Source organism: Micromonospora sp. ATLC20, from assembly GCF_057196585.1.
Map to the genome: position 1 here is coordinate 1 of NZ_JBXUOV010000041.1, position 24,149 is coordinate 24,149.

At 72.1% G+C, this 24,149-nt stretch carries 24 protein-coding genes; 13 read left to right on the forward strand and 11 right to left on the reverse strand.

Going from position 1 to position 24,149, the window contains the following annotated elements; translation table 11 throughout:
* The coding region (locus tag AC2CHG_RS11815) for an AAA family ATPase (RefSeq protein WP_484524735.1) at positions 1–895 on the reverse strand (895 nt) is incomplete at its 3' end.
* A gap of 168 nt (positions 896–1,063) precedes the next feature.
* Between AC2CHG_RS11815 and AC2CHG_RS11820 the strand changes: the two genes are divergently transcribed.
* The gene (locus AC2CHG_RS11820) at positions 1,064–1,831 is read left to right on the forward strand and encodes a hypothetical protein (protein WP_484524736.1); all 768 of its coding nucleotides are present in this window, start codon (positions 1,064–1,066) and stop codon (positions 1,829–1,831) included.
* Between the two features lie 35 nt (positions 1,832–1,866).
* Here AC2CHG_RS11820 and AC2CHG_RS11825 read toward each other — a convergent pair whose 3' ends face one another.
* The 4 genes from AC2CHG_RS11825 to AC2CHG_RS11840 form a co-directional block, all read right to left on the reverse strand.
* A complete protein-coding gene (locus AC2CHG_RS11825) occupies positions 1,867–2,694 on the reverse strand; it encodes an SAM-dependent methyltransferase (RefSeq protein ID WP_463840438.1) in 828 nt (275 codons plus the stop codon).
* A 140-nt stretch (positions 2,695–2,834) separates the two neighbouring features.
* On the reverse strand, positions 2,835–3,089 hold the full coding sequence (locus AC2CHG_RS11830) for a hypothetical protein (protein WP_355507270.1): 255 nt from the start codon (positions 3,087–3,089) through the stop codon (positions 2,835–2,837).
* Positions 3,082–3,324, reverse strand: a complete 243-nt coding sequence (locus AC2CHG_RS11835) for a DivIVA domain-containing protein (protein ID WP_355507268.1) — start codon at positions 3,322–3,324, stop codon at positions 3,082–3,084. The genes AC2CHG_RS11830 and AC2CHG_RS11835 overlap by 8 nt, the downstream gene beginning before the upstream one ends.
* Positions 3,321–3,551 carry a hypothetical protein gene (locus AC2CHG_RS11840; protein ID WP_355507266.1) on the reverse strand — a complete coding sequence of 77 codons (231 nt, stop codon included), beginning with the start codon at positions 3,549–3,551 and terminating at the stop codon, positions 3,321–3,323. Before AC2CHG_RS11840 ends, AC2CHG_RS11835 begins: the two co-directional genes overlap by 4 nt.
* Before the next feature lie 311 nt (positions 3,552–3,862).
* On the opposite strand from AC2CHG_RS11840, the gene AC2CHG_RS11845 reads away from it, so the two are divergent.
* The 3 genes from AC2CHG_RS11845 to AC2CHG_RS11855 all read left to right on the forward strand — a co-directional run bounded on the left by AC2CHG_RS11845 (position 3,863) and on the right by AC2CHG_RS11855 (position 9,399).
* Positions 3,863–5,281: a helix-turn-helix domain-containing protein gene (locus tag AC2CHG_RS11845; RefSeq protein ID WP_484524737.1), complete on the forward strand. Its 1,419-nt coding sequence runs from the start codon at positions 3,863–3,865 to the stop codon at positions 5,279–5,281.
* Positions 5,278–6,177, forward strand: coding sequence for a phosphotransferase enzyme family protein (locus AC2CHG_RS11850; RefSeq protein ID WP_484524738.1), 900 nt, complete (start codon positions 5,278–5,280; stop codon positions 6,175–6,177). The genes AC2CHG_RS11845 and AC2CHG_RS11850 overlap by 4 nt, the downstream gene beginning before the upstream one ends.
* Positions 6,178–6,324: 147 nt before the next feature.
* Positions 6,325–9,399 carry a DEAD/DEAH box helicase gene (locus AC2CHG_RS11855; protein ID WP_484524739.1) on the forward strand — a complete coding sequence of 1,025 codons (3,075 nt, stop codon included), beginning with the start codon at positions 6,325–6,327 and terminating at the stop codon, positions 9,397–9,399.
* A gap of 28 nt (positions 9,400–9,427) precedes the next feature.
* Here the strand turns inward: AC2CHG_RS11855 and AC2CHG_RS11860 are convergent, their stop codons facing one another.
* Both AC2CHG_RS11860 and AC2CHG_RS11865 read right to left on the reverse strand, forming a co-directional pair.
* A complete protein-coding gene (locus tag AC2CHG_RS11860; protein WP_484524740.1) occupies positions 9,428–9,895 on the reverse strand; it encodes a hypothetical protein in 468 nt (155 codons plus the stop codon).
* Positions 9,892–10,419: an anthrone oxygenase family protein gene (locus AC2CHG_RS11865; RefSeq protein ID WP_484524741.1), complete on the reverse strand. Its 528-nt coding sequence runs from the start codon at positions 10,417–10,419 to the stop codon at positions 9,892–9,894. Before AC2CHG_RS11865 ends, AC2CHG_RS11860 begins: the two co-directional genes overlap by 4 nt.
* Positions 10,420–10,628: 209 nt before the next feature.
* On the opposite strand from AC2CHG_RS11865, the gene AC2CHG_RS11870 reads away from it, so the two are divergent.
* Positions 10,629–11,798 (forward strand): sensor histidine kinase, encoded by a 1,170-nt coding sequence (locus AC2CHG_RS11870; RefSeq protein WP_484524742.1) that lies wholly within the window; start codon positions 10,629–10,631, stop codon positions 11,796–11,798.
* Positions 11,795–12,457, forward strand: coding sequence for a response regulator (locus AC2CHG_RS11875; RefSeq protein WP_484524743.1), 663 nt, complete (start codon positions 11,795–11,797; stop codon positions 12,455–12,457). The genes AC2CHG_RS11870 and AC2CHG_RS11875 overlap by 4 nt, the downstream gene beginning before the upstream one ends.
* 22 nt (positions 12,458–12,479) lie before the next feature.
* On the opposite strand, the gene AC2CHG_RS11880 is transcribed toward AC2CHG_RS11875, so the two are convergent.
* A complete protein-coding gene (locus tag AC2CHG_RS11880) occupies positions 12,480–14,639 on the reverse strand; it encodes an MMPL family transporter (RefSeq protein WP_357208077.1) in 2,160 nt (719 codons plus the stop codon).
* A gap of 85 nt (positions 14,640–14,724) precedes the next feature.
* On the opposite strand from AC2CHG_RS11880, the gene AC2CHG_RS11885 reads away from it, so the two are divergent.
* The 3 genes from AC2CHG_RS11885 to AC2CHG_RS11895 all read left to right on the forward strand — a co-directional run bounded on the left by AC2CHG_RS11885 (position 14,725) and on the right by AC2CHG_RS11895 (position 16,332).
* Positions 14,725–14,850, forward strand: a complete 126-nt coding sequence (locus AC2CHG_RS11885) for a hypothetical protein (RefSeq protein WP_484524744.1) — start codon at positions 14,725–14,727, stop codon at positions 14,848–14,850.
* Positions 14,851–15,200: 350 nt separating this feature from the next.
* A complete protein-coding gene (locus AC2CHG_RS11890) occupies positions 15,201–15,566 on the forward strand; it encodes a VOC family protein (RefSeq protein WP_262014934.1) in 366 nt (121 codons plus the stop codon).
* A 31-nt stretch (positions 15,567–15,597) separates the two neighbouring features.
* On the forward strand, positions 15,598–16,332 hold the full coding sequence (locus AC2CHG_RS11895) for a YqjF family protein (protein ID WP_262014935.1): 735 nt from the start codon (positions 15,598–15,600) through the stop codon (positions 16,330–16,332).
* A 34-nt stretch (positions 16,333–16,366) separates the two neighbouring features.
* On the opposite strand, the gene yidD is transcribed toward AC2CHG_RS11895, so the two are convergent.
* On the reverse strand, positions 16,367–16,738 hold the full coding sequence (gene yidD, locus AC2CHG_RS11900) for a membrane protein insertion efficiency factor YidD (RefSeq protein ID WP_334466188.1): 372 nt from the start codon (positions 16,736–16,738) through the stop codon (positions 16,367–16,369).
* 120 nt (positions 16,739–16,858) lie between these two features.
* Here yidD and AC2CHG_RS11905 point away from each other — a divergent pair, with 120 nt between their 5' ends.
* Entirely contained in the window at positions 16,859–17,719 is an 861-nt protein-coding gene (locus AC2CHG_RS11905) for an AraC family transcriptional regulator (protein ID WP_262014937.1), read from the forward strand.
* Here the strand turns inward: AC2CHG_RS11905 and AC2CHG_RS11910 are convergent.
* Positions 17,716–18,966 carry a phosphotransferase gene (locus tag AC2CHG_RS11910; protein ID WP_484524745.1) on the reverse strand — a complete coding sequence of 417 codons (1,251 nt, stop codon included), beginning with the start codon at positions 18,964–18,966 and terminating at the stop codon, positions 17,716–17,718. The two genes, AC2CHG_RS11905 and AC2CHG_RS11910, sit on opposite strands and share 4 nt — an antisense overlap.
* 108 nt (positions 18,967–19,074) lie before the next feature.
* On the opposite strand from AC2CHG_RS11910, the gene AC2CHG_RS11915 reads away from it, so the two are divergent.
* The gene (locus tag AC2CHG_RS11915; protein ID WP_484524746.1) at positions 19,075–19,644 is read left to right on the forward strand and encodes a hypothetical protein; all 570 of its coding nucleotides are present in this window, start codon (positions 19,075–19,077) and stop codon (positions 19,642–19,644) included.
* A gap of 6 nt (positions 19,645–19,650) precedes the next feature.
* Here AC2CHG_RS11915 and AC2CHG_RS11920 read toward each other — a convergent pair whose 3' ends face one another.
* Positions 19,651–20,808: a hypothetical protein gene (locus AC2CHG_RS11920; RefSeq protein WP_484524747.1), complete on the reverse strand. Its 1,158-nt coding sequence runs from the start codon at positions 20,806–20,808 to the stop codon at positions 19,651–19,653.
* A gap of 266 nt (positions 20,809–21,074) precedes the next feature.
* Between AC2CHG_RS11920 and AC2CHG_RS11925 the strand changes: the two genes are divergently transcribed.
* Together AC2CHG_RS11925 and AC2CHG_RS11930 are read left to right on the forward strand one after the other, a co-directional pair.
* A complete protein-coding gene (locus AC2CHG_RS11925; RefSeq protein ID WP_484524748.1) occupies positions 21,075–22,616 on the forward strand; it encodes a gluconokinase in 1,542 nt (513 codons plus the stop codon).
* A gap of 21 nt (positions 22,617–22,637) precedes the next feature.
* On the forward strand, positions 22,638–24,146 hold the full coding sequence (locus AC2CHG_RS11930) for a GntT/GntP/DsdX family permease (RefSeq protein ID WP_194799819.1): 1,509 nt from the start codon (positions 22,638–22,640) through the stop codon (positions 24,144–24,146).
* Positions 24,147–24,149: the final 3 nt, after the last annotated feature.

The window sequence follows — 24,149 nt, forward strand, 5'->3', positions numbered from 1 at the left end:
GCGCGGCCTCGCTGACCGCGACCGCGCCGCGCGCCAGCACCCGCAACGCCAGCTCCGCGCAGGCCGCGGCGGCCTCCCCATCGGTACGCACGGTGTGCCGGGCGGGCAGCTCGTGCAACGCCCAGCCGGTAGCGGCGGCCAGCTCGACCGAGGCGTCGTAGGCGTCACCCGCACCGGGCCCGGTGAACGTCAGCGCCCGGTCGGCCGGGCCGGTCCCGGCGCGGAACCCGGTGAACGGGTAGAACGCGGCGGACACCACAGGTGCGGCCGAGTCGGGCAGCCGCCACGACACCGGCAACCGGTGCACCGGCAGCTCCGGGTTGTGCCGCAGCAGCGTGGCCACCGCCGACTGCATCGGATCCCAGGTCAGGCCGGTCCAGCGGAACGTCTCCACGGTGCTGAACGGATCGAGCTGACCGGGGTCGCCGACGAACAGCGCCCGCTCGAACCGTCCCGCCACGCGCAGCAGCGCATCCGCGCGCATCTGGTACGCCTCGTCCACGATCGCCCACGGCCAGCTTCCCTCGGTGACGGTGGCCCACTTGGCCGCCGTACCGATGGTGACCGCCGGCCCGCCCAGGTCGGCGACCTTCGCCGCGACCCGGACCGCCGGGTGGGCGGTGACCCGCTCGGTGGGCCGGTAGTCGGTCGCGGAGAGCCGCCCGACGCGCAGCTCCGGCGCCTTGCGGCCGAGCCGGTCGATGAGGTCGTCCACCTGCTCGTTCGTCTGCGCCACGATCATCAGCGGGTCGCCGGTGGCTGCGGTCTCGATCGCGGCGCGGACGACGAGGGTGGACTTCCCGGCGCCGGGAGGCGAGTCCACGACGACGCCACGGTGCGTGCCGTCGCGCAGATCCCGCAGCACACGCTGGATCACCTGCTCGGCTTCGTGCAAGGAAGGGCCCCCTTTTAACGTCTCTGGTAGAGGCGGGGCCCCTTCTTAACACGCCCGCGGGTAGGGCCGCCCACCGCCGCCAGGAAGATCGCCGCCTGCTTCATCGATCAATTTGCGCCCGGTTGTCACCCTCTCAGTCAGGAAAGACGGGGAATCGCGGGTGAGAAGATGGATCTCCACCACCGTCGCGCCGGTTTGGTAATCGGCGTCGTCATGCTGCCGTTCGGTTTCTGCATGGTGTTGTCCGGGCTGACCGGCAGCACCCTTCGACTGGTCGGCGGGCTGATCTTCGGCGGGCTCGTCATGCTCGTCGGCGCTGCGGGCATCGTCCAGGCGGTCCGGCCGTTCCGGTTCCACATCAACGTCGACGGCTTGACCGTCCGGACGGCCGGACTGAACCGGCTGCTGCCCTGGGCGCAGATCGACCACCTGGTCCTGGAGCAGCAACCTCCGGTGCTGTCCGACAAGAGGATGCCATCGCCGCTGCTGCTGCTCGTACCCGCCGCCACGTCGGCCCTCGACGTTCCACTGACACACCGCAGCCCGTTGGACGGCTGGCCCTGCCTGGTCCTGCTCGAAGTGCACGACGTTCGGGAGAAGACGGACCAGGTAGCCGACGCTCTCGCCCGGTACGGCGGCAGCCGTTTCACCGACCACCGACAGATCGTCCGGCAGCGTTTCGACTCAGCCGACTTCCCGATCGAAGCGCGCGGATACGACAGGGATGCCGTCGACGCCCTCGTGCAGAAGGGCCGGGAGGCGCTGCGGTCGGAGGATCACCTGCTGCGCCTCGCAACGAAGGTACAGGTGGAGCGGGCCCTGCTCGAGTTGCCGCTCGTCGCCCACGGCTACTACCGCGCCCGGGTCGACGCGTTCCTGCGGGACCTGTCCGCCGCGTTGGCACGGTTCGAGGAGAGCGACGAGGAGCCCGGCTGACGTGCCCGCACCCGCTCGCGGGCCCTTCGCACCGCCTACGGCTTGCGGGCGAGCAGTCCGACGAAGGTGTGGTAGGTGTCGGTCTGCTGCTGGGCGGGCGCGTCCGGGTTCGGACGCCACTCCGCAAGCGGCACCAGGCCCGGCTCCAGCAGCGTCAGCCCGTCGGCGAACGCGAGGATCTCCTCATCGGTACGCCAGCGGCCGGTGCCGAGCGACTCGTTGAACACCCGCTCGACCTCGCGGGCCTTGCGGGAGCCCTCCGGATCCCGCTCGCCCGGGTCACGGAAGTGCGAGATCGCGACGTAGCTGCCGGACGGCAGCGCGTCGACCAGCGCCGCCGCCACCGATCGCGGGTCCTCGTCGTCGCCGATGTGGTGCAGGATCGCGAACAGCAGCAGCCCGATCGGGCGGTCGAAGTCGAGGAACCGGCGGACGTCCGGATCGTTGAGGATCTCCTGCGGTTCCCGAATGTCGGCCTGGATCACCGTCGCGGTGCCCTCCGCGGCGAGCAGCGCCCGCCCGTGCGCCAGGACGATCGGGTCGTTGTCCACGTACACGACGCGGGCGGCCGGGTTGTGCTCGATCGCGACCTCGTGCACGTTGCCCTGGGTGGGCAGCCCCGAGCCGATGTCGAGGAACTGGTCGATGCCCGCCTCGGTCACCAGGTAGCGGATCACCCGGCGGAGGAACGCCCGGTTCGCCTGACCGGCGGCCGGCCCGTCCGGCGTGATCCGCAGGGCGTGCTCGGCGACCTTCCGGTCGACCTCGAAGTTGTCCTTGCCGCCCAGGAAGTAGTCGTAGACCCGGGCCACGCTGGGGATGGTGACGTCGATTCCGGGCGGCGCGGCCTTGTCGCGGGTCACAGGCGTCTCCAGACTCTGTGGACGGTTCCGGGTGTTTTCGGGGAGTGTAGCGACCGTACGGGGTGGATGGTCGCCCCGTTTGGGACCGCTCCCAGCGGACCGGCCCGTCACCAGGGCGTGCATCGATCGACACGCCGCTGTCAGCGCAGCTCCGTCGCCCCGCAGGACCCGTCGTGACCATCCCGGTGTCCGCAGCGCCCACCGCCGGGCAGCCGCACGTCGCACCAGACCCGGTACCGCAGGTGCTGCGCGTCCTCCTCGCTGAGCGTCGTCTCACCGAAGTCGACGGCATCCAGATGCCCGAGCGACCGGGCGAGCGCAGCGGCCAGCTCGACGGCGGCGTCCCGGCTGGTCAGCGTGGTCGGCAGGTGGACGATCCAGCGCGGCTCAGTCATCGTGGCCGCGTCGCCGGCAGCCGTTGTGGCGGGACTGCCACTGCCGCAGCGCCTGGCGGACCCGCTCCGACTCGGTGCGCGCCGTGGTCAGCTCCCGGTGCAGGCGGTCCATCTCGTCGGCGACCCGGCACAGGTAGTCGTGCACCTGCGCCGGGTCCAGGCCACGCCAGCGGGTGTCGAAGACGGCGCTGCGCACCTGATACGCCTGCACCCGATCCCCGGTCACGTAGATCACCACGCCACCATCCCGGCCGCCACGGCCTCGTCGGGCAGCCCGGCCGCGGCGAGCGTCGCCCTCCCCCACCGGGCCAGCCGGCAGGGGTACGGGACGCGCTCGCTGCGGCACAGCGGCCCCTGCGGCCAGCGCTCGGGTACGTGTACGCGCACGGCCAGCGCGGCGACGAGCAGGTCCTCGTCGGTGACCGGGGTGAGGACGGGGAAGTCGGCGAGTACGGCGGACATCGGCAAACGCCTCCGGATCGGATCTCGTGGAGTGGCGCCGGGGCGGGCGGGGTCGGCGGAAGCCGCGATCGGGGGACGCGGTGCCGCCGGAGCCCGGCACCCGCCCCGGGCCATGCGCCGGCCCTCAGTCCTTATCGGCAGAAGGCGCATGCCCTGATGATCGTGGCCGCAATGCATGTACCGCATACCCTCGGTCACCATTCCGAGACATGACGCGATATGCACAGCGCGTATACCGGCCCGCTCCGGATCGGGTTGAATGGCTAGGCTCGACTTCGGACACAGGTTCTCCGCGAACGGCGAGGTTGCCGGTGACACCTGCGAACTGCCCCCGCTGCGGCGGCCGCCTGGCTCGCGACAACGACACGGGACGCTGCGCGCCCTGCCAGGCCGCCGAACGCGACCGCCTCAGCACGCCACCCGCCGTACCCGATTCTTTCTGGGACCATGAACCGGTACGGACGGCGTTGGCCCGGCGGCATCTCGGGCAGGTGATCCGGGCGTACCGCCACCACCCGTACCACGGTCGGAACCCGTTGCCGCAGAGCGTCGTCGCGGGGTGGCTAGGGATCACGCAGGCGCAGTTGAGCCGGATCGAGAACGGCCCCGCCCTGGTGCATCTCGACCGGCTGGCGCACTGGGCGACCGTGCTCCGCATCCCGCCGGGATCTCTCTGGTTCGCAGTCGGCGCTGTGGCCGACAAGGTCCGCACAACACCAGACCTGGGCCGGCGAACCCTTCTGGCCGGCATCGCCGCGGTGTCGGCAGGAGCCGGGCTGGTCGGGGTCGGTGAGCAGCCCCGGCCCCGGCGTATCGGCAGTGCGGACGTCTCTCGGCTGAACGCGGTCCTGGAGCTCTACCGGTCGGTCGACTACGAATGCGGTGGCGGCCTGCTCTATCGGGAGGTCGCGCGGTTCGCGGAGTCGGTGTACAGAATGCTTGACTGGTCACACGCGCCCGGGCTGACACCCCGCTTGGTCGCGGCGGTCGCGGCGGCACGTCAACTGGCCGGCTGGACCGCGCTGGACGCCGGCCGGCACACGGACGCTCAGCGGCATTTCGCCGCCGGCGAGCGGGCCGCAATGTCCGCTGACGATGCCCCGCTGGCGGCCCTGATCCGCTACTCGCAGGCCAAGCAGCTACAGCACCTTCGGCACAACCAGGATGCTCTGGCCGCGCTGAGGCTGGCCCACTCAGAGCTGGGATCACGGGCGACCCCGGCGGTGACGGCGCTGCTCTGGGGCGCGGAGGCCGCTTCGACAGCCGCACTCGGCGACCACCGAAGCGCGCTGACCCTCCTCGGTCGCGCGAGTGATCAGTTCGAGCGTGTGGATCCCGAACGCGAGCCGACCTGGATGGCCTTCTACGACCGTGGCGAACTGCTAGCCCAGTACGGCCGCGTGTACCGCGACATGGCCCGGCAGGCCGGAACGCGCGCGGCACAGGCGGTGCGGAGCGTCGAAGAGGCGACCGTCGCCTTCGGCCCGGCGAACGTCCGCAGCATGGTCCTGAACGAGGTCGGCTTGTGCAGCGCGCTCTTCCTCACCGATGAGCCCGAGCGGGCGGTCGCCGTCGGCACGCGCGTGATCGAGCAGTCGCGTGCGCTGAGTTCCAGTCGAGTGGTTGATCGAGTACTCAACCTGCGGCGCGATCTCGGACGGCACCGCCACCTTCCCGTCGTTGCCGAATTCGAACGGACACTCACCGCACGAGCTGCGGCCACGGCATGAGCGGACGGTTCTCGGAAGAAGCGATGACCCGCGCCATGCGGGAGATCGCCGGCGGCCTCGACGTACCGGCCGACGACGCTCAGCTCCTGCGGCTGACCAACAACGCCGTGTTCGCGTTGCCGGCATCCGGGCTTGTCATCCGCATCGCGCGGACGTACCGGCTCCGGGACCGGGTGACGAAGGTCGTTCAGCTGGCGCGATGGTTCGCCGAGCTGGACGCGCCCACGATCCGGCTGGCGCCTGGCGTGAAGCAGCCAGTGGCGGTCGGTGACTTGGTTGCCTCGGTGTGGACTTACGTGCCACCCGCCGCGCCTACCCCGACGGTCGATGACCTCGGCTCGGCGCTGCGGCGGTTTCATGCGCTCAAACCCCCGCCCTTCCCGCTAGCCGCCTGGGATCCGATCGGGGATGCGCGTCGACGCCTGGCGGATGCCGACGGCTTGAGCGCAGAGGACCACGACTACTTGATGACGTGGTGCGACCGCTTGGAGCCGCAGGTCGCTGATCTCAACCAACGCGTGGAGCAGTCGCTCATCCACGGGGACGCACACGTCGGCAACCTGCTCCGGGATGCATCGGGCGGCACCCTGCTCTGCGACTTCGACGCCACTTGTCGTGGGCCTTGGCAGGTGGACCTGGCAGCGGTCGCTGTGGGCGAGGCCCGCTTCGGGAAGAGCGGGGCGCATCGGGCGCTCGCCGAGGCGTACGGGTACGACGTGATGTCCGACCGCAACTGGCCGCTTCTGCGGGAAGCCCGCGAACTCAAAATGATCGCTGCCGCCACTCCGCTTCTCGCGAGTTCGGCGAGCGTCGCGACCGAATTTACCAAGCGATTGCAGTCAGTTTCCCAAGGCGACCACGGTCTACGTTGGAAGCCATTCGCCGATCTCGCCTGAGAGCCTCTCGGCGAGCGACTGCCGCCCGATGGGCAACGCGTCGACCTTCATCTTGAGGTGTCGATGATCCGACAGGCCATAGGACAAAGCTCCTGACACCTATCGCACCGGCTTCCGCCCGGCGTTCATCGCGGTTAGCTTGCCACCGTGGGGGATCTTGAAAAGGGCATCTACGAACACCTGATCACGGAGAAGCTGGCGACGCAGCTCAGGCATGTCGATAGCGCCCTCGTCCGGGACGCGAAGCTGGATGCCGCCGACGCGCATGATGTCCTGGCTCGGCACATCGCGGGCCTCGCGCGCCGGGCGCTCCTCGGCGTCGGCGGCGGGGAGAACAAGCTGGCCCGGCAGGTCGACCTGGCGAACCGCATCGCCGCGCACATCGCTCAGGCCGAGCCCCGCGCCGTCACCGCCGACGACCAGGTGGCGGACGCCCAGCGTCTGCTGCACGCCATCGCCGCACCGCCCACCCCGCCGGCCGCACCGGTCTTCCCGATCCGCCCGTCGACGCCGCTTTCCACCGGCGCGCTCCTGGTCAACGGCCGGCACCAGCCGCGCATCGGCCATGAGGTCAGCCACGAGATGGCGTCGGCGGACGAGGTGGACCTCCTCTGCGCCTTCATCAAGTGGCACGGTCTGCGCATCATCGAGCCCGCGATCACCGATCTGGTCGCTCGAGGCGGTCGGGTACGGGTCATCACGACCACGTACATGGGCGCCACCGATCAGCGGGCGCTCGATCGGCTCGCCGAGTTGGGTGCCGACATCAAGGTGTCCTACGAGACGCGGACCACCCGCCTGCACGCCAAGGCGTGGCTGTTCCGGCGGCACAACGGCACCACCACCGCGTACGTCGGTTCGTCGAACCTCTCCAAGGCCGCGCTCGTCGACGGCGTGGAGTGGAACGTCCGCATCTCGAATCTGGAGCAGCCGCACGTCATCGACACGTTCGAGGCGACGTTCGCGGACTACTGGAACGACTCGGCGTTTGAGACCTACGACCCGGCAACCGATGCCGAGCGCCTACGTGTCGCACTGCGCGGGGAACGCGCCGACGACGCCCCGACCGAGATCGCGAACCTGGACGTGCGGCCGTTCCCGTACCAGCAGGAGGTTCTTGACGACCTCGACGCCGAGCGTCTGGTCCACGGACGCTGGCGCAACCTGGTGGTGATGGCCACCGGTACCGGCAAGACGGTGGTAGCGGCGCTCGACTACCGCCGGCTCCGGCGTGCGGGCCACGTCGACTCGCTGCTCTTCGTCGCGCATCAGGAGCAGATCCTGCGGCAGAGCCGGTCGGTGTTCCGCCAGGTCATGGGCGACGGAACCTTCGGCGAGACGCTTGTGGGTGGCGATCGGCCGCATGGGTGGAAGCACGTCTTCGCCTCGATCCAGTCGCTGCGCCGGCAGGAGATCGACCCCGGGGCGTACGACATGGTGATCGTCGACGAGTTCCACCACGCCGAGGCGGCCACGTACACGGCGTTGCTGGAGCGGCTTCGGCCGCGCGTACTCCTGGGTCTGACCGCGACCCCCGAGCGGAGCGACGGCCGCGACGTGCGCCGGTGGTTCGACGGCCGCGCGTCGGTGGAGTTGCACCTGTGGGAGGCCCTTGAACGGCAGTTGCTGGCGCCGTTTCAGTATTTCGGCCTGCACGACGACGTGGACCTGACACGGGTGCGGTGGAAGCGCGGGCAGGGGTACGACAAGGGCGAGCTGGACGGCGTCTACACCGGCAACGACGCTCGGGCACGGCTCATCCTGCACGCGGTCCGCCGCATCGCTGATGTCGGACGGATGCGCGCGCTCGGCTTCTGCGTGAGCATCGGCCACGCCGAGTTCATGGCCGACTGGTTCACCCGGCACGGTGTGCCGTCGGCGGCCGTGACATCGCAGGTCAACCGGCCAGAGCAGCACGTGCTGATCGACCGCTTCCGCAAGCGCGAGCTGAAGGTGCTCTTCACCGTCGACCTGTTCAACGAGGGCGTCGACCTGCCGATGGTCGACACCATCCTCATGCTGCGCCCCACCGAAAGCGCCACGATCTTCCTCCAGCAACTGGGCCGAGGTCTGCGGCTGGACGACGACAAGCCGTGCCTGACGGTGCTCGACTTCATCGGCGGCCAGCACGCGAACTTCCGGTTCGACATGCGCTGGCGTGCCCTCGCCGGGGTCAGCCGGCGGGCGGTCGAAGCCGCAGTCCGGGACGACTTCCCCTCGCTACCAAGCGGCTGCCACATCGAACTGGACCGGGTGGCGAAGGAGATCGTGCTCGCCAACCTCAAGTCGGCGCTGCCGACGTCGAAAAACGCGCTGGTGGCCGAGCTGCGGCAGCTCGGTGACGTGAGCCTGTCCGACTTCCTGCGCGAGACCGGCCTGGAAATCGAGGACGTCTACCGATCGGCGAGCATCGGTGGCTGGGCTGGGCTGCGGCGCCTCGCCGGTCTCGACCCGGCCGAAGGCGGCCCGGACGACCGTGACCTGAGCCGAGCCGTCGGCCGGATGCTCCACACCGACGATGTCGATCGGCTGGACCTGATCGCTCAGCTCGCCGCAGGCCAGCGCCCCACCGCCGGGCGGCTGCTCGACATGCTGCACTTCAGCCTGTGGGGGCCGTCGGTGCCGCTGACCGAACGCGACGCCCGGCTCAAGCGGCTGTGGGCGGAACCGGCGCGCTGCGCCGAACTGCGGCAGGTAGTTGACGTGCTGCGTGACCGCATCCATCGGGTCACCGAGCCACCTACCCCGGGCCGGGTACCGCTGCGGGTACACGCCCGCTACAGCCGCAACGAGGCGTGCGCGGCCTTCGGCATGACCAACCCGGGCTCGCTGCGCGAGGGCGTGAAGTGGCTGCCCGACGAGCGCGCGGATCTGTTCTTCGTCACGCTCGTCAAGTCCGAGGAGCACTACTCGCCCACCACCATGTACGCCGACCGCGCTATCACGGACAAGCTGTTCCAGTGGGAGTCGCAGAGCACCACGTCATCGGGCTCGGCCACCGGGCAGCGGTACGTCAACCACGTCGTGCAGGGCTCGACGGTGCACCTGTTCGTCCGCGAGACCAAAATCGCCGACCGTGACCTGGGCGCACCGCCGTACCTGTACGCGGGTCCGATGACGTACCGGGAGCACAGCGGCGACCGGCCCATGCGGATCCTCTGGGAACTGCGGCAGCCGCTTCCCGCCGACATGTACGCCGCCGCGCGGGCGATAGCCGCCTGAGCTAGGAGGCTTCCGTCCGCTTGCCAAGTCAGGCGAACGGACGAGAGGCGTCGGCCTGCTCACGACGTCGGGCTGGCAGCACCCGAGACAACAGCACCGCCACCCCACCCGCGATCACTCCGACCATCGTGCCGGTGACCAGGCTCGACATCACCGCCGCGCCTCGCAACAACGCCTCCCGCGCCTCCGGCTCCAGCCCGGCCAGCCCTGGCGCGTCCATCCCCAGGGACGAATCCCAGAACACCTGATGCCCGGCCGCCAGGAACGCGCCGTACAGCGCCCCGATCACCACCATCGTCAGGAACGGGCGCGGCGGGCGCCGCCAGAGCACGGCGGCGACCCAGCACAGCGGCGGCACGACCGCCAGCAGCGCGGCCACGATCGTGCCCTCCGGCACCACACCCAGGTCGTGCAGCGCCACGCGCGGGGCGGCCAGCGCGGCGAGCGCGACCAGCGCCGGCCAGGAGAACCCGAGGGTACGGCGACCCGCGCTCATCGGGTCACCTCTGAGGACTCCGAAGCCGACGCCGACGCGGGAACAGAGGCCGGGGCCGATGCCGGAACAGCCGCAGTCGAGCGCACGAGCTTCAGCAGCGCGACGAACGCCAGGACTGCCGTCACCGCACCTCCGGCGAGGCGCACCCAGTGACCGGCGACGAACTCGGCGGCGACCTGCCGCAGGTACTCGGCGGAGTGCGTGCCGGGCGGGTCGACGAACATGATCTCGTTGCGCGGCCAGAAGAAGACGGCGGAGAACAGGAACTCGCAGACCACGAAGACGGCGGTGGCACCGGCGACCCACCAGCGCAGCCGACGGTCGCGCCAGGTGAGCAGTGTGGCGGCGACGCTGCTGAGGATCACCGACGCGCCGAGCGGCGGGAAGTAGTCGTGCGGGCCGCCGTGGACGAGGAACTCACGGGCCCGGTCGAGCGAGGCGGGCGCGTCGTTGAAGATGTTCGGGTAGAGCATGACGGTCTCGGCGGCGACCCCGCCGAACGACATCATCGACGCCCAAACCATGATAATAAGGGCGAGCCAGGTCAGTCTTGTGCGTACCACGAGGGCTCTCCTCACGTTTCGGGGATGCCATCGACGCTAGGTCGGCAGTTCTCGACCGTCGTCCGCGTGGCCGCGCGACCGGGTGTCGCTTCTCGGCGTACGCCTCGGGGTCGTCCCTGACGCCTGCGGACGACAGCGGTGAGGGTCCGCGCGGACCTAGGCTCGAAGGCGTGCCCGACACCTCGCCCACCCGCGCCGACGTGCTGCTCGCGGCGGCCACGCTCGGCCTGGTCGCGGTGGCTGTGGCGGCCGACCAGCAGTCGCCCGGCGGCGCGGCGCTCGCGGTCGTGGTCGGCGCGGTGCTCGGCGGGCTGGTGCTGTGCGCGAGGCGGTGGCCGCTGCCGGCGCTGGTCGCGACGGCGGTCGTGATCCTCGGGTACTACGCGCTGGACCTGCCGCCCGTCGGGGTGGCCGCCCCTGCAGCCGCCGTCCTCTACCGGGTGTCCGAGCGCGGGCGTGTCGTCCCGGCCGCCGTGGTCGCCGGGAGCCTGCTGGCCGTGTCGGTGGTCGCCCGGCTGGCCGAGGGGGACGACATCGCGGTGGTCGTCGGTACGGAACTCGGCTCCGAGGCGGCGTTGCTGCTCGCCGTCATCGCCCTCGGCGACGCGGTACGCAACCGGCGGTCGCTGCGGGCCGCGCTGGTCCGGCAGGCGGTCGCCGCAGACGAGGAGCGGCACCGGGAGGCTGCCCGTCAGGTCGAGGCGGAACGGCTGCGTATCGCCCGGGAGGTGCACGACACGCTCGGGCACACCATGTCGGTGATCACGTTGCAGTCGGCAGTCGCCCGGGAGGCGCTCGCCGACAGCGATCCGGCGCAGGCGGAGGGCGCGCTCGCAGCGATCCGGTCGGTGAGCGGCAGCGCGATGGCGGAGTTGCGGGCGACGCTCGGCACGCTGCGCCGCGAACCCGGGCTGCGGGAACCGGTCCCCGGCTTCGACCAGCTTCCGGCGCTCGTGGACGGCGTACGCCGAAGTGGGCTGGCGGTCGACCTGCGGATCGAGGGTCCGGTGGACACGCTTCCGGCGGTGGTGGGCAGCACCGTCTACCGGGTCGTACAGGAGGCGCTGACGAACGTCCTGCGGCATGCCGAGGCCACCCGGGTCACCGTGACGGTCCGCGCCACGCCCGGCCGGCTCGCGTTGGAGGTGGTGGACGACGGTCGCGGCGGTCCGCCCGCCGGGGACGGGACGGGCCAGGGCCTGCGCGGCATGGCCGAACGGGTAGCCCTGCTCGGCGGCACCGTAGAAACCGGCACCGTCCAAACCGGCAGCACCGGTGCGGGCGGCACCGCCGGCTTCCGGGTGTCGGTCCACCTGCCACTGACGGGAGTCGCCGCGTGAACCCGATCCGGGTCGTCCTCGTCGACGACCAGCACCTGGTCCGCACCGGTCTGCGCGCGCTGCTCGACCGGGCGCCGGACATCGAGGTGGTGGGCGAGGCGGGCGACGGCGGCAGCGGCCTCTCCGTGGTACGGGAGCAGCGCCCCGACATCGTGCTGATGGACGTCCGGATGCCCGGCGGGGACGGCCTGGCGGCGACCCGGCGGATCCTGACCGACCCGACGCTGCATGGCGTGCAGGTGGTCATGCTCACCACGTTCGACGACGACGAGTACCTGTTCGAGGCGATCCGTGCCGGGGCCGCCGGTTTCCTGCTCAAGGACACCCCGCCCGACGCGCTGCGGGACGCGGTCCGGACCGTGGCCGGTGGCGACGCGCTGCTCTCCCCCGCCGTCACCCGGCGGGTGCTGGCCGCGGCGGCCCGTTCACCGGTGGCCGACCCGACGCGGCTGGCCGGACTGACCGCCCGGGAACGGGACGTGCTGGCGCAGGTGGGCGCCGGACGGTCCAACACCGAGATCGGGCAGGCGTTGTTCCTGAGCCCGGACACCGCCCGCACCTACGTGAGCCGGCTGCTCCAGAAGCTGAACGCCCGCGACCGGGCGCAGCTCGTCGTCATCGCGTACGAGAGCGGGCTGGTCCGCCCCGGCGAGGGCTGAGCCGCGCCGGGGCGGGTCACAGTCAGGCCGACGCCGCGTCCGCCGGTTCGGGTGCCGCGTGCCGGCCGCCGCCGTTGCGTCGTTCGTCGCCGTGCCCCGGCCACCACGCCTTGTGGCCGATCAGCCCGGTCAGCGCCGGTACGAAGAACATCGACATGACGAACGCGGACAGCACGATCCCGATCGCCACCGCGAAGCCCATCTGCTGGAGGAACGAGATCGGCGCGAGCATCAGCACCCCGAACGTGCCGGCCAGGATCAGCCCTGCGGCGGCGACTGTCGGGCCGGCGTGTTCCACCCCGATCGCGGCGGCCTGGTGCGGTTCGTGGCCCTCGCGCGCCTCCTCCCGGAGCCGGGCGATCATCAGGATGTTGTAGTCGGTGCCGATCGCCACCACGAACAGATAGAGGATGATCGGCAGCTGGAACGTCACGCCCGGGTTGCCCTGGAGTCCCTGGAACACGTAGACGGTGGCGCCGAGCGTGGCGGCGAAGTTGAGGAGCACCGCGATCACCAGGTAGACCGGCGCGACGAGGCTGCGCAGCAGCAGCGCCAGGATGATCGCGATCAGGAGTGCGGCGACCGGCAGGATCACCGACAGGTCCCTGTTGTTCGCCGAGTTGATGTCCGCGAAGATCGCCGTGGTGCCGCCGACGAGTGCCTTGGTGCCCGGCGGAGCCGCCTCGTGCACCGCCTTTCGCAGGTCGTCGCGCACGAGCGTGATCGCCTCGTTCGACATCGGGTTCTCGTTCAGCAGCAGGTTGATCCGGACGACGCTCGGGTCGGTGGCGCTGCGCTCCGGCGGCTGCGCCTGCCCGACACCCGGTGCGCGGGCCGACGCGGCGGCGAAGTCGTTCACCTGCTGCTCGGTGAGCGGGGTGCCGTTGCCGGTGGTCAGGTAGACCTCGGTGGGCGCGAGCGCCCCGGCGGCGAAGCCGCGCTGGAGGTCCTGGGCCGCCCGCGCCGACTCGGTGTCCTGCGGGAAGCCGGCCCCGAAGTCGTAGTCGGCCTTGTAGCCGAGCACCCCGGCGGCGAGCGCCACGAGCAGCGCGCCGGAGGCCGCTGCCACGATCGCCGGGCGGCGTCCGACGACCGCGCCGAGCCGCCGGGACAGGGTCGCCTTGGGCGGGCGCTGCCACGCCTTCGACGGCCAGAACACCCACCGGCCGAGCAGCGACACGAGCGCCGGGATCAGGGTCAGCGAGGTGACGAGCATGACGCCGACGGCGATGGCGAGCGCCGGACCGAGCGAGCCGAAGAAGCCGAGCGAGGCGAGCAGCAGCACCAGGAACGCCACGATGACCGCACCGGCGGCGGACGTGATGACCTCGCCGACCCGCTGCACCGAGACGACCATCGCGGTGCGCTTGTCGTCGCCGGCGCGCAGCCGCTCGCGGTAGCGGAACAGCAGGAACAGGATGTAGTCGGTGCCGATGCCGAACAGCACGATCAGCAGGATGGTCTGCAGGTCCTGGCTGACGTTGAGGTCGAACGCCTTGCCGGCGGCCGCGACCAGCCCGGTGGTGACGGACATGACGACGCTGATGACCACCACCGGCAGCAGCGCGGCGATCGGGCTGCGGAAGATGATCAGGATCAGCCCGATGATGAGGACGATGGTGGCGACGCCGACGACGGCGAACGCGTCGTTGAACGTGTCCTCGTTGTCGACGAAGCTCGCCACGTCCCCGGCCACCCCGGCGGTCAGGCCGCTGCCGGACAGGTCCGGCCCGAGGGCGGCGCGCAGGTCGCGTACCGCGTCGAGCAGGCCCGGGTCGTCGGGGCTGTCGGCGTCGAGACCGACGGTGACCACCTGCACCGACTTGTCCGGCGCGACGGCCTGCGGGCCGGTGAGGTAGCCGGAGGTCTGCGGGATGTTCCGGGCCTTGAGCGCGGTGGCGAGCTGCCCCACGCGCGCCTCGTCGGCCGGGGTAAGCGGCTTGCCGTCGCTGCGCTTGACCACGACTGTGGCGGTGGCGGTGGCGGCCTGCGGGAACGACTTCGCGCCCAACTCGGTGGCCTGCACCGACTCGTAGGAACGCGGCAGGAAGCTCTCCTGGTCCGCGGAGGTGATGTCGCTCAGCGAAGGGCTGGCGGCGATGATCGCGATCGCGGCGACGACCCAGCCGCCGATCACCCACCAGGCCTTGCCCACGACGAATCTGCCCAGGCGCTCGAACATCGTTTCCCCCGTGTGTTCGGCTGTGTCGCACGCGATCCTACGCTGCGTGAGCAATCCCTTTCGGACGGCTCGCGGACTTTCGTCGATGATCCGGGTGGCCGAGCCGGTCTCCGTCCCGCCGGGCGACTACGGCAACGACGCCGCCGCCTATTCCTGGGTGGCGACAGTGCGGGTGACGTACCGGAGATCCGGGGCGCGGCGGGCGAGTTGATCCACTGGCCGGTCTGCGCGATCTGGCTGCTCGGCGCGGTGCCCGGCCTGCTGATCGTCGCGGACACGGCGCGGCGACGACGCGCGTCCCACCCAGCGGTCCTTACCGCCGCCGGAAACACATAGAGGCAGAAGCGATATGCCTCAGAGTCATGATTATGACTCTGAGGCATATCGCTCTCGACGGCATACGTCTTCAACGAGGCTGGACCACCGAGCCCAGGCGCTCGACGACGGCTGGCGTCACCGCGACGGCTGCCCGGCGGCGGCGGGCGCGACGAAAACCGGGCGGCGGAAGTGTCGGATGCGGCTCGTAGCCTGGGGCGGTCAACGACGACCACGGGAGGCGACGTGCTCGACCACTTCTCCGTAGCAGTGCGCGACCTGGCGGCCAGCGGCGCCTTCTACGACACGGTGCTGGCCCCGCTGGGCGCGCGTCGGCTGATGGAGCCCGGCCCGATCGGCTACGGGGTCGACGCACCCGACTTCTGGGTGGAGCCCGCGCCCTCCGGCGCCACGCCGGTGCCCGTGCACATCGCGTTCACCGCGGCCGACCGCGCGACGGTGCGGGCGTTCCACGACGCGGCGGTGGCAGCGGGCGCGGAGGTCCTGCACGCGCCGAAGGAGTGGCCGGAATACCACGCCGGCTACTACGGCGCGTTCGTCCGCGACCCGGACGGCAACAACGTCGAGGCGGTCTGCCACCGCCCGGAGTGAGTCCGTTGTGTCGGCGAGGCAGGATGGACCGGTGGAGATCGAGCCGGTCGAGCACGCTCCGGTACGCGCCATCCGCCGGGCCTGGCTGGCGCAGCGCTGGCACGACCTGACGTTCCTGCACTGGGCGGTCCCGCCGGAACGGGTGGCGCCGCTGCTGCCCGCAGGCACCCGGCCGGACACGTTCGACGGGCTCACCTACGTCGGGCTGATCGGCTTCCGGATGGTCGGGCTGGGGCTCGGGCGAGGTCCGGGCGTGCCCTACTTCGGCACCTTCTGGGAGACGAACGTCCGGCTCTACTCCGTCGACGGCTCGGGGCGGCGCGCTGTCGTGTTCCGCTCGCTCGACGCGTCCCGGCTGGTGCCCGTGCTGGTGGCGCAGATGAGCCTGCGCCTGCCGTACAAGTGGTCGGCGATGCGGCTGGACCGCTCCGGCGACACGCTCACCTACCGGTGCCGCCGCCGCTGGCCCGGTCCGTCCGGCGCGACCAGCCGGATGACGCTGCGTGTCGGCGCGCCGATCGCCGAGCCGACGCCGCTGGAACACTTCCTCACCGCGCGCTGGGGCCTGCACACCCGCGCGTACGGCAGCACCCGGCACGTGCCGAACTGGCATCCACAGTGGCCGCTGCACCACGCCGAACTGCTCGACCTGGACGACGAACTGGTCACCGCCGGCGGCCTGCCCGCACCGGACGGGCCGCCGGTGAGCGTGCTCTACTCCCCCGGCGTACCTGTCGTCTTCGGCAGCCCCACGTCGGTCGGGTGACGGCCGGCCGACACGCGGGGCGCACCGATCAGAGTCAGCGCAACGGGTCGTGGGTGCCGTGCGGCACGTCGGGACGGCATCGGCGTACCCGGTCGGCGGCCATCCGACCGCCCACCGCCAGCCCGTACCGCTCCACCGCGGCCAGCCCGTACGCGCTGCACGTGGGCGTGTAGCGGCAGGTCGCCGGCCAGCGGTGCGACAGCCAGCGCCGGTAACCGAGGATGGCGGCCCGGCCGGCGCGATCCACGGCGGGCCGCCGGACGACGCCCGCGGTCACCGAACCGAGAGTGAGCAGCATCGAGAAGAGGCCCAGGTCGCAGCAGCCCGGACCGTCACAGGTGGGCACGTCGCAGTTGCACCAGTCCCGGCTCTTCTTTTTCTTGTGGTGCCGCTTCCGGAAGATCACCACGCCATGATGCGACACGCTCGCCAGTGTCGATGAGGCGACCGGACCGGGTCCGGTGTGATCGGGTCGGCGGTCGGCCGGGAACCTAGCGTCGAAGGCGTCACCAGGAAGGAACATCGGGTGCTGGATCGGCTCAACGCCGCGCTGGACCACCTCGAACAGCGGCTCGACCAGCCGCTCGACGTGGCCGCGCTGGCCCGGATCGCGGGCGTGTCGGAACACCACTTCGGCCGGCTGTTCTCGGCGCTGGCCGGGCTGCCGCTGTCGGAGTACGTGCGCCGTCGCCGGATGACGCTGGCGGGCGCCGACGTGCTCGCCGGCCGGGAGTCGCTGCTCGACGTGGCGGTCCGCTGGGGGTACGGCTCGAACGAGGCGTTCGCCCGCGCGTTCCGGGCCGTGCACGGCGTCGGGCCGACGCAGGCCCGGCAGGCCGGTGCGGTGCTGCGGTCCCAGCCCCGGCTGTCCTTCCGGCTCGTCGTCGAAGGGAACACCAGCATGGACTACCGGATCGTGACCAAGGACGCCTTCCGGCTCGCCGGGTTGACGGCGCGGGTGCCGCTCGTGCACGAGGGGATGAACCCGCACATCGTGGCGTTCGTCAGGGGCATCGACCCGGCCACCGTCCGCCGCATCGAGGCGCTGTCCGACCAGGAGCCGCGCGGGATCGTCAACGTCAGCGCCGAGCTGGCCGGTGCCCGCGACGAGGGCGCCGAGCTGGACTACTGGTACGCGGCGGTCACCGGCGCGGACGTGCCGGACGACCTGCGCAGCCTGCCGGTCGAGGCCGGCGACTGGGCGGTGTTCTCCAGTTCCGGGGCGTTCCCGGTGGCGGTGCAGCACCTGTGGCGGGCGGTGTTCACGTCGTGGTTCCCGTCCAACCCGTACGAGACCAGGCCGGGGCCGGAGATCTCCCGGGTCCGGGTCGCCGAGGACGGTGGCACCGCCGACGCGGAGCTGTGGATCCCGGTGCGCCGGGTCTAGAGGCGCGCCACCGCCGCCGCTCGCGCCAGCGCGGCCGGCACGTCGTGTACGTGGTACGGGTGCTCGCTCGGCTCGATCGCGGCGAGGAACATCGCGTACACGGCGGCCAGCCGCAGCGGCGCGACCGGCCGGAGCAGGTCGACGGCCCGGTGCGGGTCGCTGCCGGGCACGTCGGCCCGCCACCGCCGCGCCCACCCGTCGACCAGCCGGGCGGCGGCGTCCGCGTCGACGTCCTCGGTGAGGCGCAGGATGTCGAAGGCGGGGTGACCGACGAACGAGTCCGCCCAGTCGATCACCGTCCGGCGTCCGTCGTCGCCGCGCACGTTGCCGGGGTGCAGGTCACCGTGCACGAGCGTGTCGGGCAGGCCGCAGTCGCCGACCTGCCGTAACCGCCGATCGAGCCCGTCGAGCAGACCGGCGGCGGCCGACACGTCGTGCCCGTCGAGCAGACCGGCGGCGGCCGACACGTCGTGCCCGGCGAGCCGTTCCCGGATCCAGCCCGCGAGCCCCGCCCCGCGCAGGTCGGGCACCCCGGCCGCGACCAGTTCGTCGACGACCCCGCACGCCCGCAGTTGCACCGAGTGATGCTCCGCCGCGACGGCGGCCCGCTCCCCTTCCCCGGCCCCGTACCGGTCCTCCCCCGGCACGTCCGCCAGCAGCATCCGCCCCTCCCGATCGGCGGCGAGCACCACCGGCCCGTTGACCAAGGAGTTCGTGTCACCAGGAAGACCTACACCGACACCAACTCCTTGATCACCGGGGAAGGCCAGGACCATGGGCTCGTGGCGGGAGAACGGGGGGAGCTGCTTCAGCCACGCCGGCCCCTGGGTGGTGTCCAGGCGCCAGATGGCGGAGAGGTTCCAGGTGCGCTGCTGCGCCACCGCCGTCACCCGGCGGCCGAGCCGGCTCAGCTCGCCGGTCGCCCATGCGACGCTGCGGGCCGGACCGCCGGCGTCCGCCCACGGCTGGCGCAGCGGGTGCGGCGCCAGGTCCACGGTCGCCGGTTCCAGGGGTACGGCGGGCGCGTCGACTGCTTGCGCCAGGTAGCGGACGTGGCCGCCGGGAGGCGCGGGACGGTCGGCGTCGAGCAGCCGCAGCACCGCGACCTCCAGCCCGTGGCTCTGCCGGACCGTGTCGACGATCGAATGGACCTCCTGCCACCACGGCTCCGGTACGCCGAACGGAGGCAACGCGCCGAGCGGGCGGCCGGCGGCGTCGAGCAGGACCAGCGTGACGGTGCGGGACACGGCCGGACGGTATCCGGGCACCCCTACGGGAGGCGAGCGGATTGATCCGGGTCCGGTGCGGGACCGGACCCGGATGCCCCGCGCACCGGCGGGCGGAACGCTGAGGCGATGAGCCTCATCGATTCCCGTACACGCCCGTACCAGTGGGTGCGCCCGGTCGCCGTGGCGTCGGCGGCGCTGCTGCTCGGCTACGGCCTGCTGCGCCTGCTCGACCGCCAGGACGGGCACAGCGACAAGGGAGCCTGGGCCTGGAACACCGGGCACACCCTGTTCCTGCTCGGCGTGCTCGGTTTCGCCGCGCTGATCGTCGGGCTGCACGGCCTGCTGCGTACCCGCTCGCCGCGGTTGCGGACGCTCGACGACGTGGCCGCGCCGGCCGGCCTGGTCGGCGCCGCCGCCTTCGTCTGGGTGATCCTCGGTGACCTGCTCCCGCGCTTCGCCGACGCGGTGCCCACGCCCGGCCTGGTGCTGTACGGCGGACCGCTGCTGTTCGAGGTCGGCCTGCTGGTGCTGCTGTACCGGGCGGCGGCGGCCCGGCTGCTGCCGGTGTGGGCGCCGGTGCTGGTGCTCGCCGGGTTCCTGGCGATCGCGGTGAACCTCGACCTGCTGCCCGTGGGCGCCACGCTGGTGCTGGCCGGGCTGCTGCCGCTGCGTGTCACGCCCCGCCCGGTGGCCTGACCGCCGTCAGCGCCAGACGGTCCGGCGGAACCCCTTGTGACCGGCGCACACGTCGCGCTGCCCGCCGCTGCGGCTGACCGCGCCGTCACGGCACTGCACCAGCCAGCCGCGGTCGGACCAGAACCCCGGTACGCACTCGAACCAGTCGCACACTCCGGCAGCCGGCCGGCGAATGCGCTGGCCGCCGCAGAAGTCGTACCCGAAGGGGTTCGCCGGGGCGCCGCAGCGGCGCTCGACCGGCGGCTGCGGCGTGCCGCGCGACGGCGCGGGACGGGCGCGGGACGGCTCGGGGCTCGTGGTGGGCCGGACCTGGACGGCGGGTGCGACGTGCTGCGGTGGGGCGGGGGTGACGCTGGCAGCCGGCGTCGCGGCGGCGGCCCGCTCCGAGCCGGCCCGGGTGGGCGGGTTGGACTCGATGAGCATCGCCGGCACGATCAGCGCGAGCGCCGCGCCGACCGCCACCGTGCGCCGGCCGCCGGGCACCAGCGCGGTGACGCGGGCCTGGGCGGGGGTGAGCACAGCGGGGCGTTCGGGCCGTGCCGCGGTGTGCTCCGCGATCAGCTCGTCCAGCTCGGCCACTACCGCCGCGCGCTGCTCGATCGCGTCGGCGAACGCCAGCGTGAGCGTGAACCGGAAGTCGGCCGCCGCGCCGGTGGGCAGCAGCAACCCGGAGGTACGCCGCCGGTCCAGCACCTGGATCAGGGTGACCGGTGCGCCGGGGTCGTGGGACAGGCCGGTCATCCGGCCGTACGCCCAGTCGCGCCGGCCGCGCCCGCCGAGCAGCACCAGGCGCCGGTTGGTGAGCACGGCGAGCCCGGCGTCGACCACCCTGACGCCCTCGGGGCGCCGTGGACGCAGCACGGATGGGTCGGGGTCGACTGTCAGTTCGGGGGCGGGCAGCACCGCGGTGTGCCGTACCTCGACCAGTTGCGCGGCCGGGAGCGTCCAGAAGACCACCTCGCCGGGGGCAAGCTCCATCGGCAGGCCGACGCCCGCCTGGGTCGAGCCGTGGAAGGACACCGCGAGCGTACGCAGGCGGCGCAGCTCCTCGTCGCGGCGTCGCCACGCCTCGTCGGCGGCGCGGAAGGCCCGCCGTCGCCGCTCGTTCTGCCGGTGCGCCCACCGGTACCGCCATGTGGAACCCGTCGAATCAGTCTTCGCCACGCCGACTCCTCCGCCGCGCGAGCCCACCAATCGGGGTGTCATTCATGTCAACGACGCGGGATGGGTACCAAGACACGCGAAAGTCGCCAATTAGACCGATCGGCTGATTGACCTACACAATCGGCGGAAACTCGCGCGTCGATTCACGTTCCGTGGCACCGGCTCCGGGCGGTCCCGCTTCGTCATGCGCGCGCGGGGGCACGTCGGTAACGTCAGCCGCAACGGCGGGGCGGAGCGCGGCCCCCGGGCGGCGAGGAGGTGCACCGGTGGGCGACCCGGCCGTGGTGGTGGGTGTGGACATCGGCACCACCAGCTCCAAGGCCGTCGCGTTCGACACCACAGGCCGGCAACTGGCCAGCCACTCGATCGGCTACCCGCTGGAGGAGCCGAACCCGGGCTGGGCCGAGCAGGATCCGGACCTCATTCATCAAGCCGTGCTCGGCGTGATCCGCGCGGTCGTGGACGAGCTGCGCGTACCGGTGGCCGGCCTGTCGTTCAGCACCGCCATGCACAGCCTGATCGGGCTGGACGCCGACGGCACCCCGCTGACCCCGTCGATCACCTGGGCCGACTCGCGGGCCAGCGCGCAGGCCGAACGCCTGCGGGCCGCGCCGTCCGGGCTCGCCCTGCACCGGCGCACCGGCACCCCGGTGCACCCGATGGCGCCGCTGCCCAAGCTGGTGTGGTTCGCCGAGCAGGAACCGAAACTGCACGAGCGGGTCGCGCACTGGGTCGGCATCAAGGATCTGGTGCTGCGGCGGCTCGCCGACGCGCTCGTCACCGACCACTCGGTCGCGTCCGCCACCGGCCTGATGGACATCCACAAGCTGGCCTGGGACGCCGAGGCGCTGCGCATCGCCGGCATCACCGAGGAGCAGCTTCCCCATCTCGTACCCACCACCTACGTGCTGCCCGGGCTCACCCCGGAGGCGGCGCGGGCCACCGGGCTGCCGGCGGACACCCCGCTCGTGGTGGGCGCCGGGGACGGGCCACTGGCGAACCTGGGCCTCGGCGCGGTCCGCCCCGGCGTGGTGGCCTGCTCGATCGGCACCAGCGGCGCGATGCGGGTGATGGTGGAACGCCCCGGCGTGGACCCGCTCGGCGGCGTCTTCTGCTACGCGCTCACCGAGGACCGCTGGGTGGTCGGCGGCGCGATCAACAACGGCGGGATCGTGCTCCAGTGGGCGAACGACGCGCTCGCCCCCGAGCTGGGCGAGCACGCCGAGGAGGAACTGCTCGCCCTGGCCGCCACCGCGCCGGTCGGCTCCGGCGGGCTGATCATGCTGCCGTACCTGCTGAGCGAGCGGGCACCGCACTGGAGCGCGCTGCCGCGCGGCGCGTACGTCGGGCTGACCCACGGCCACGGCCGGCCGCACCTGGTCCGGGCCGCGCTGGAGGGCGTCTGCCAGCAGCTCGCCCTGGTCCTCGCCTCGGTTCGGGCGGCCGGGAACGAGGTACGCGAGGTCCGCGCCAGCGGCGGCTTCGCGCGCAGCGCCTTGTGGCGGCAGATCCTCGCCGACGCGCTCGGCATGCCGGTGCGGTTCCCCGCCGGGCACGAGGGGTCCGGCTTCGGCGCGGCGCTGCTCGGCATGCAGGCGCTCGGCCTCATCGAATCGATCGAGGTCGCCGCCGACCTGGTCCGGATCGAGGAGACGGTCCGCCCGGATCCCGCCTCCGCCGCCACGTACGCGGCACTGCTTCCGCTCTTCTCCGAGCTGTACGACGCGCTCGTACCCACGTTCGCGTCCCTGCGGCGGATGGCGCCGAGCCTGCCGCCGGAACCACCACCCACCGCACCACCCCGCTGACGACCGAAGGGCGTGACAGCCGTGGTCACACTGCTCGCCGCACCGGCGGAACCGCTCACGAACGCCGGTGACACCCAGCTCGTCCTCGCGGCCCTGCTCGGCATCGCCGCTGTGGTGCTGCTCATCGCGTGGGGCAAGGTGCACCCGTTCCTCGCGCTGATCCTCGGCGCGGCGGTGCTCGGCGTGGTCGCCGCCGTACCCGTCGACAAGATCGTCACCTCGTTCAGCGGCGGCGTCGGCTCCACAGTCGGCGGGGTGGGCCTGCTGATCGCGCTCGGCGCGATGATCGGCGGCCTGCTGGCCGAGTCCGGCGGCGCGGACGGCATCGTGGAACGGGTGGTCGGCCGGGTCTCCGGGACCGCGCTGCCCTGGGCGATGGCCGGCGTGGCCGCACTCATCGGCCTGCCGCTGTTCTTCGAGGTCGGCGTGGTGCTGCTGGTGCCGATCGTGCTGCTCGTCTCGCTGCGGGTGAACGTGCCGCTGATCAAGATCGGCATTCCCGCGCTCGCCGGCCTGTCGGTGCTGCACGGCCTGGTGCCGCCGCACCCCGGCCCGCTGGTGGCGATCGACGCGCTCGGCGCCAACCTGGGTCAGACGCTGGCGCTGGGCCTGCTGGTGGCGATTCCCACGGTGATCATCGCCGGTCCGGTCTTCGGCAACTTCATCGCCCGGTACGTGCCGGCCACCGCACCGGCCGAGCTGCTGCCGACCCGGCGCGACACCGATGACCGCAGCCCCACCCGGCCCGGTGACGGGCGGCTCGACGCCGACGGCGACCTGGTCACCGAGGACGACCTGGTCAACCCGGGCACCGGACGGCCCGGCGGCGCGATCGACGAGCCGGCCGGACGGCGCTCGCGCCGCTCCCCGGCGCTCTGGGCGGCAGTGGTGACGGTGCTGCTGCCGGTGGTGCTGATGCTGCTGCGGGCGATCGGCGAGCTGACGCTCGGCGAGGACACCACCGGCCGCAAGGCGCTGGACATCGTCGGCACCCCGATCATCGCCCTGCTCGCAGGCGTCATCTTCGCGATGATCTTCCTGGGCTACCGGTCCGGCTTCAGCCGTACCCAGGTCTCCGGTTTCCTCGGCGGCTCGCTGCCGCCGATCGCCGGCATCCTGCTGATCGTCGCCGCCGGCGGCGGCTTCAAGCAGGTGCTCGTCGATGCCGGCGTGGGCGACCTGGTCGCGAACGCCGCCGACGGCGCGAACCTCTCGCCGCTGCTGCTCGGCTGGCTGGTGGCGGTCGGCATCCGGGTCGCCACCGGCTCGGCCACGGTCGCCACCATCACCGCCGCCGGGATCGTCGCGCCGCTGGCCGACACGCTCGCCGGCCCCGAGGTGGCGTTGCTGGCGCTGGCCATCGGCTGCGGGTCGCTGTTCTTCTCCCACGTCAACGACGCCGGCTTCTGGCTGGTGAAGGAGTACTTCGGGCTGACCGTCGGGCAGACCATCAAGAGCTGGTCGGTGATGGAGACCATCATCTCGGTGGTCGGCTTCCTCGGCGTCCTACTGCTCGACGTCTTCATCTAGCGA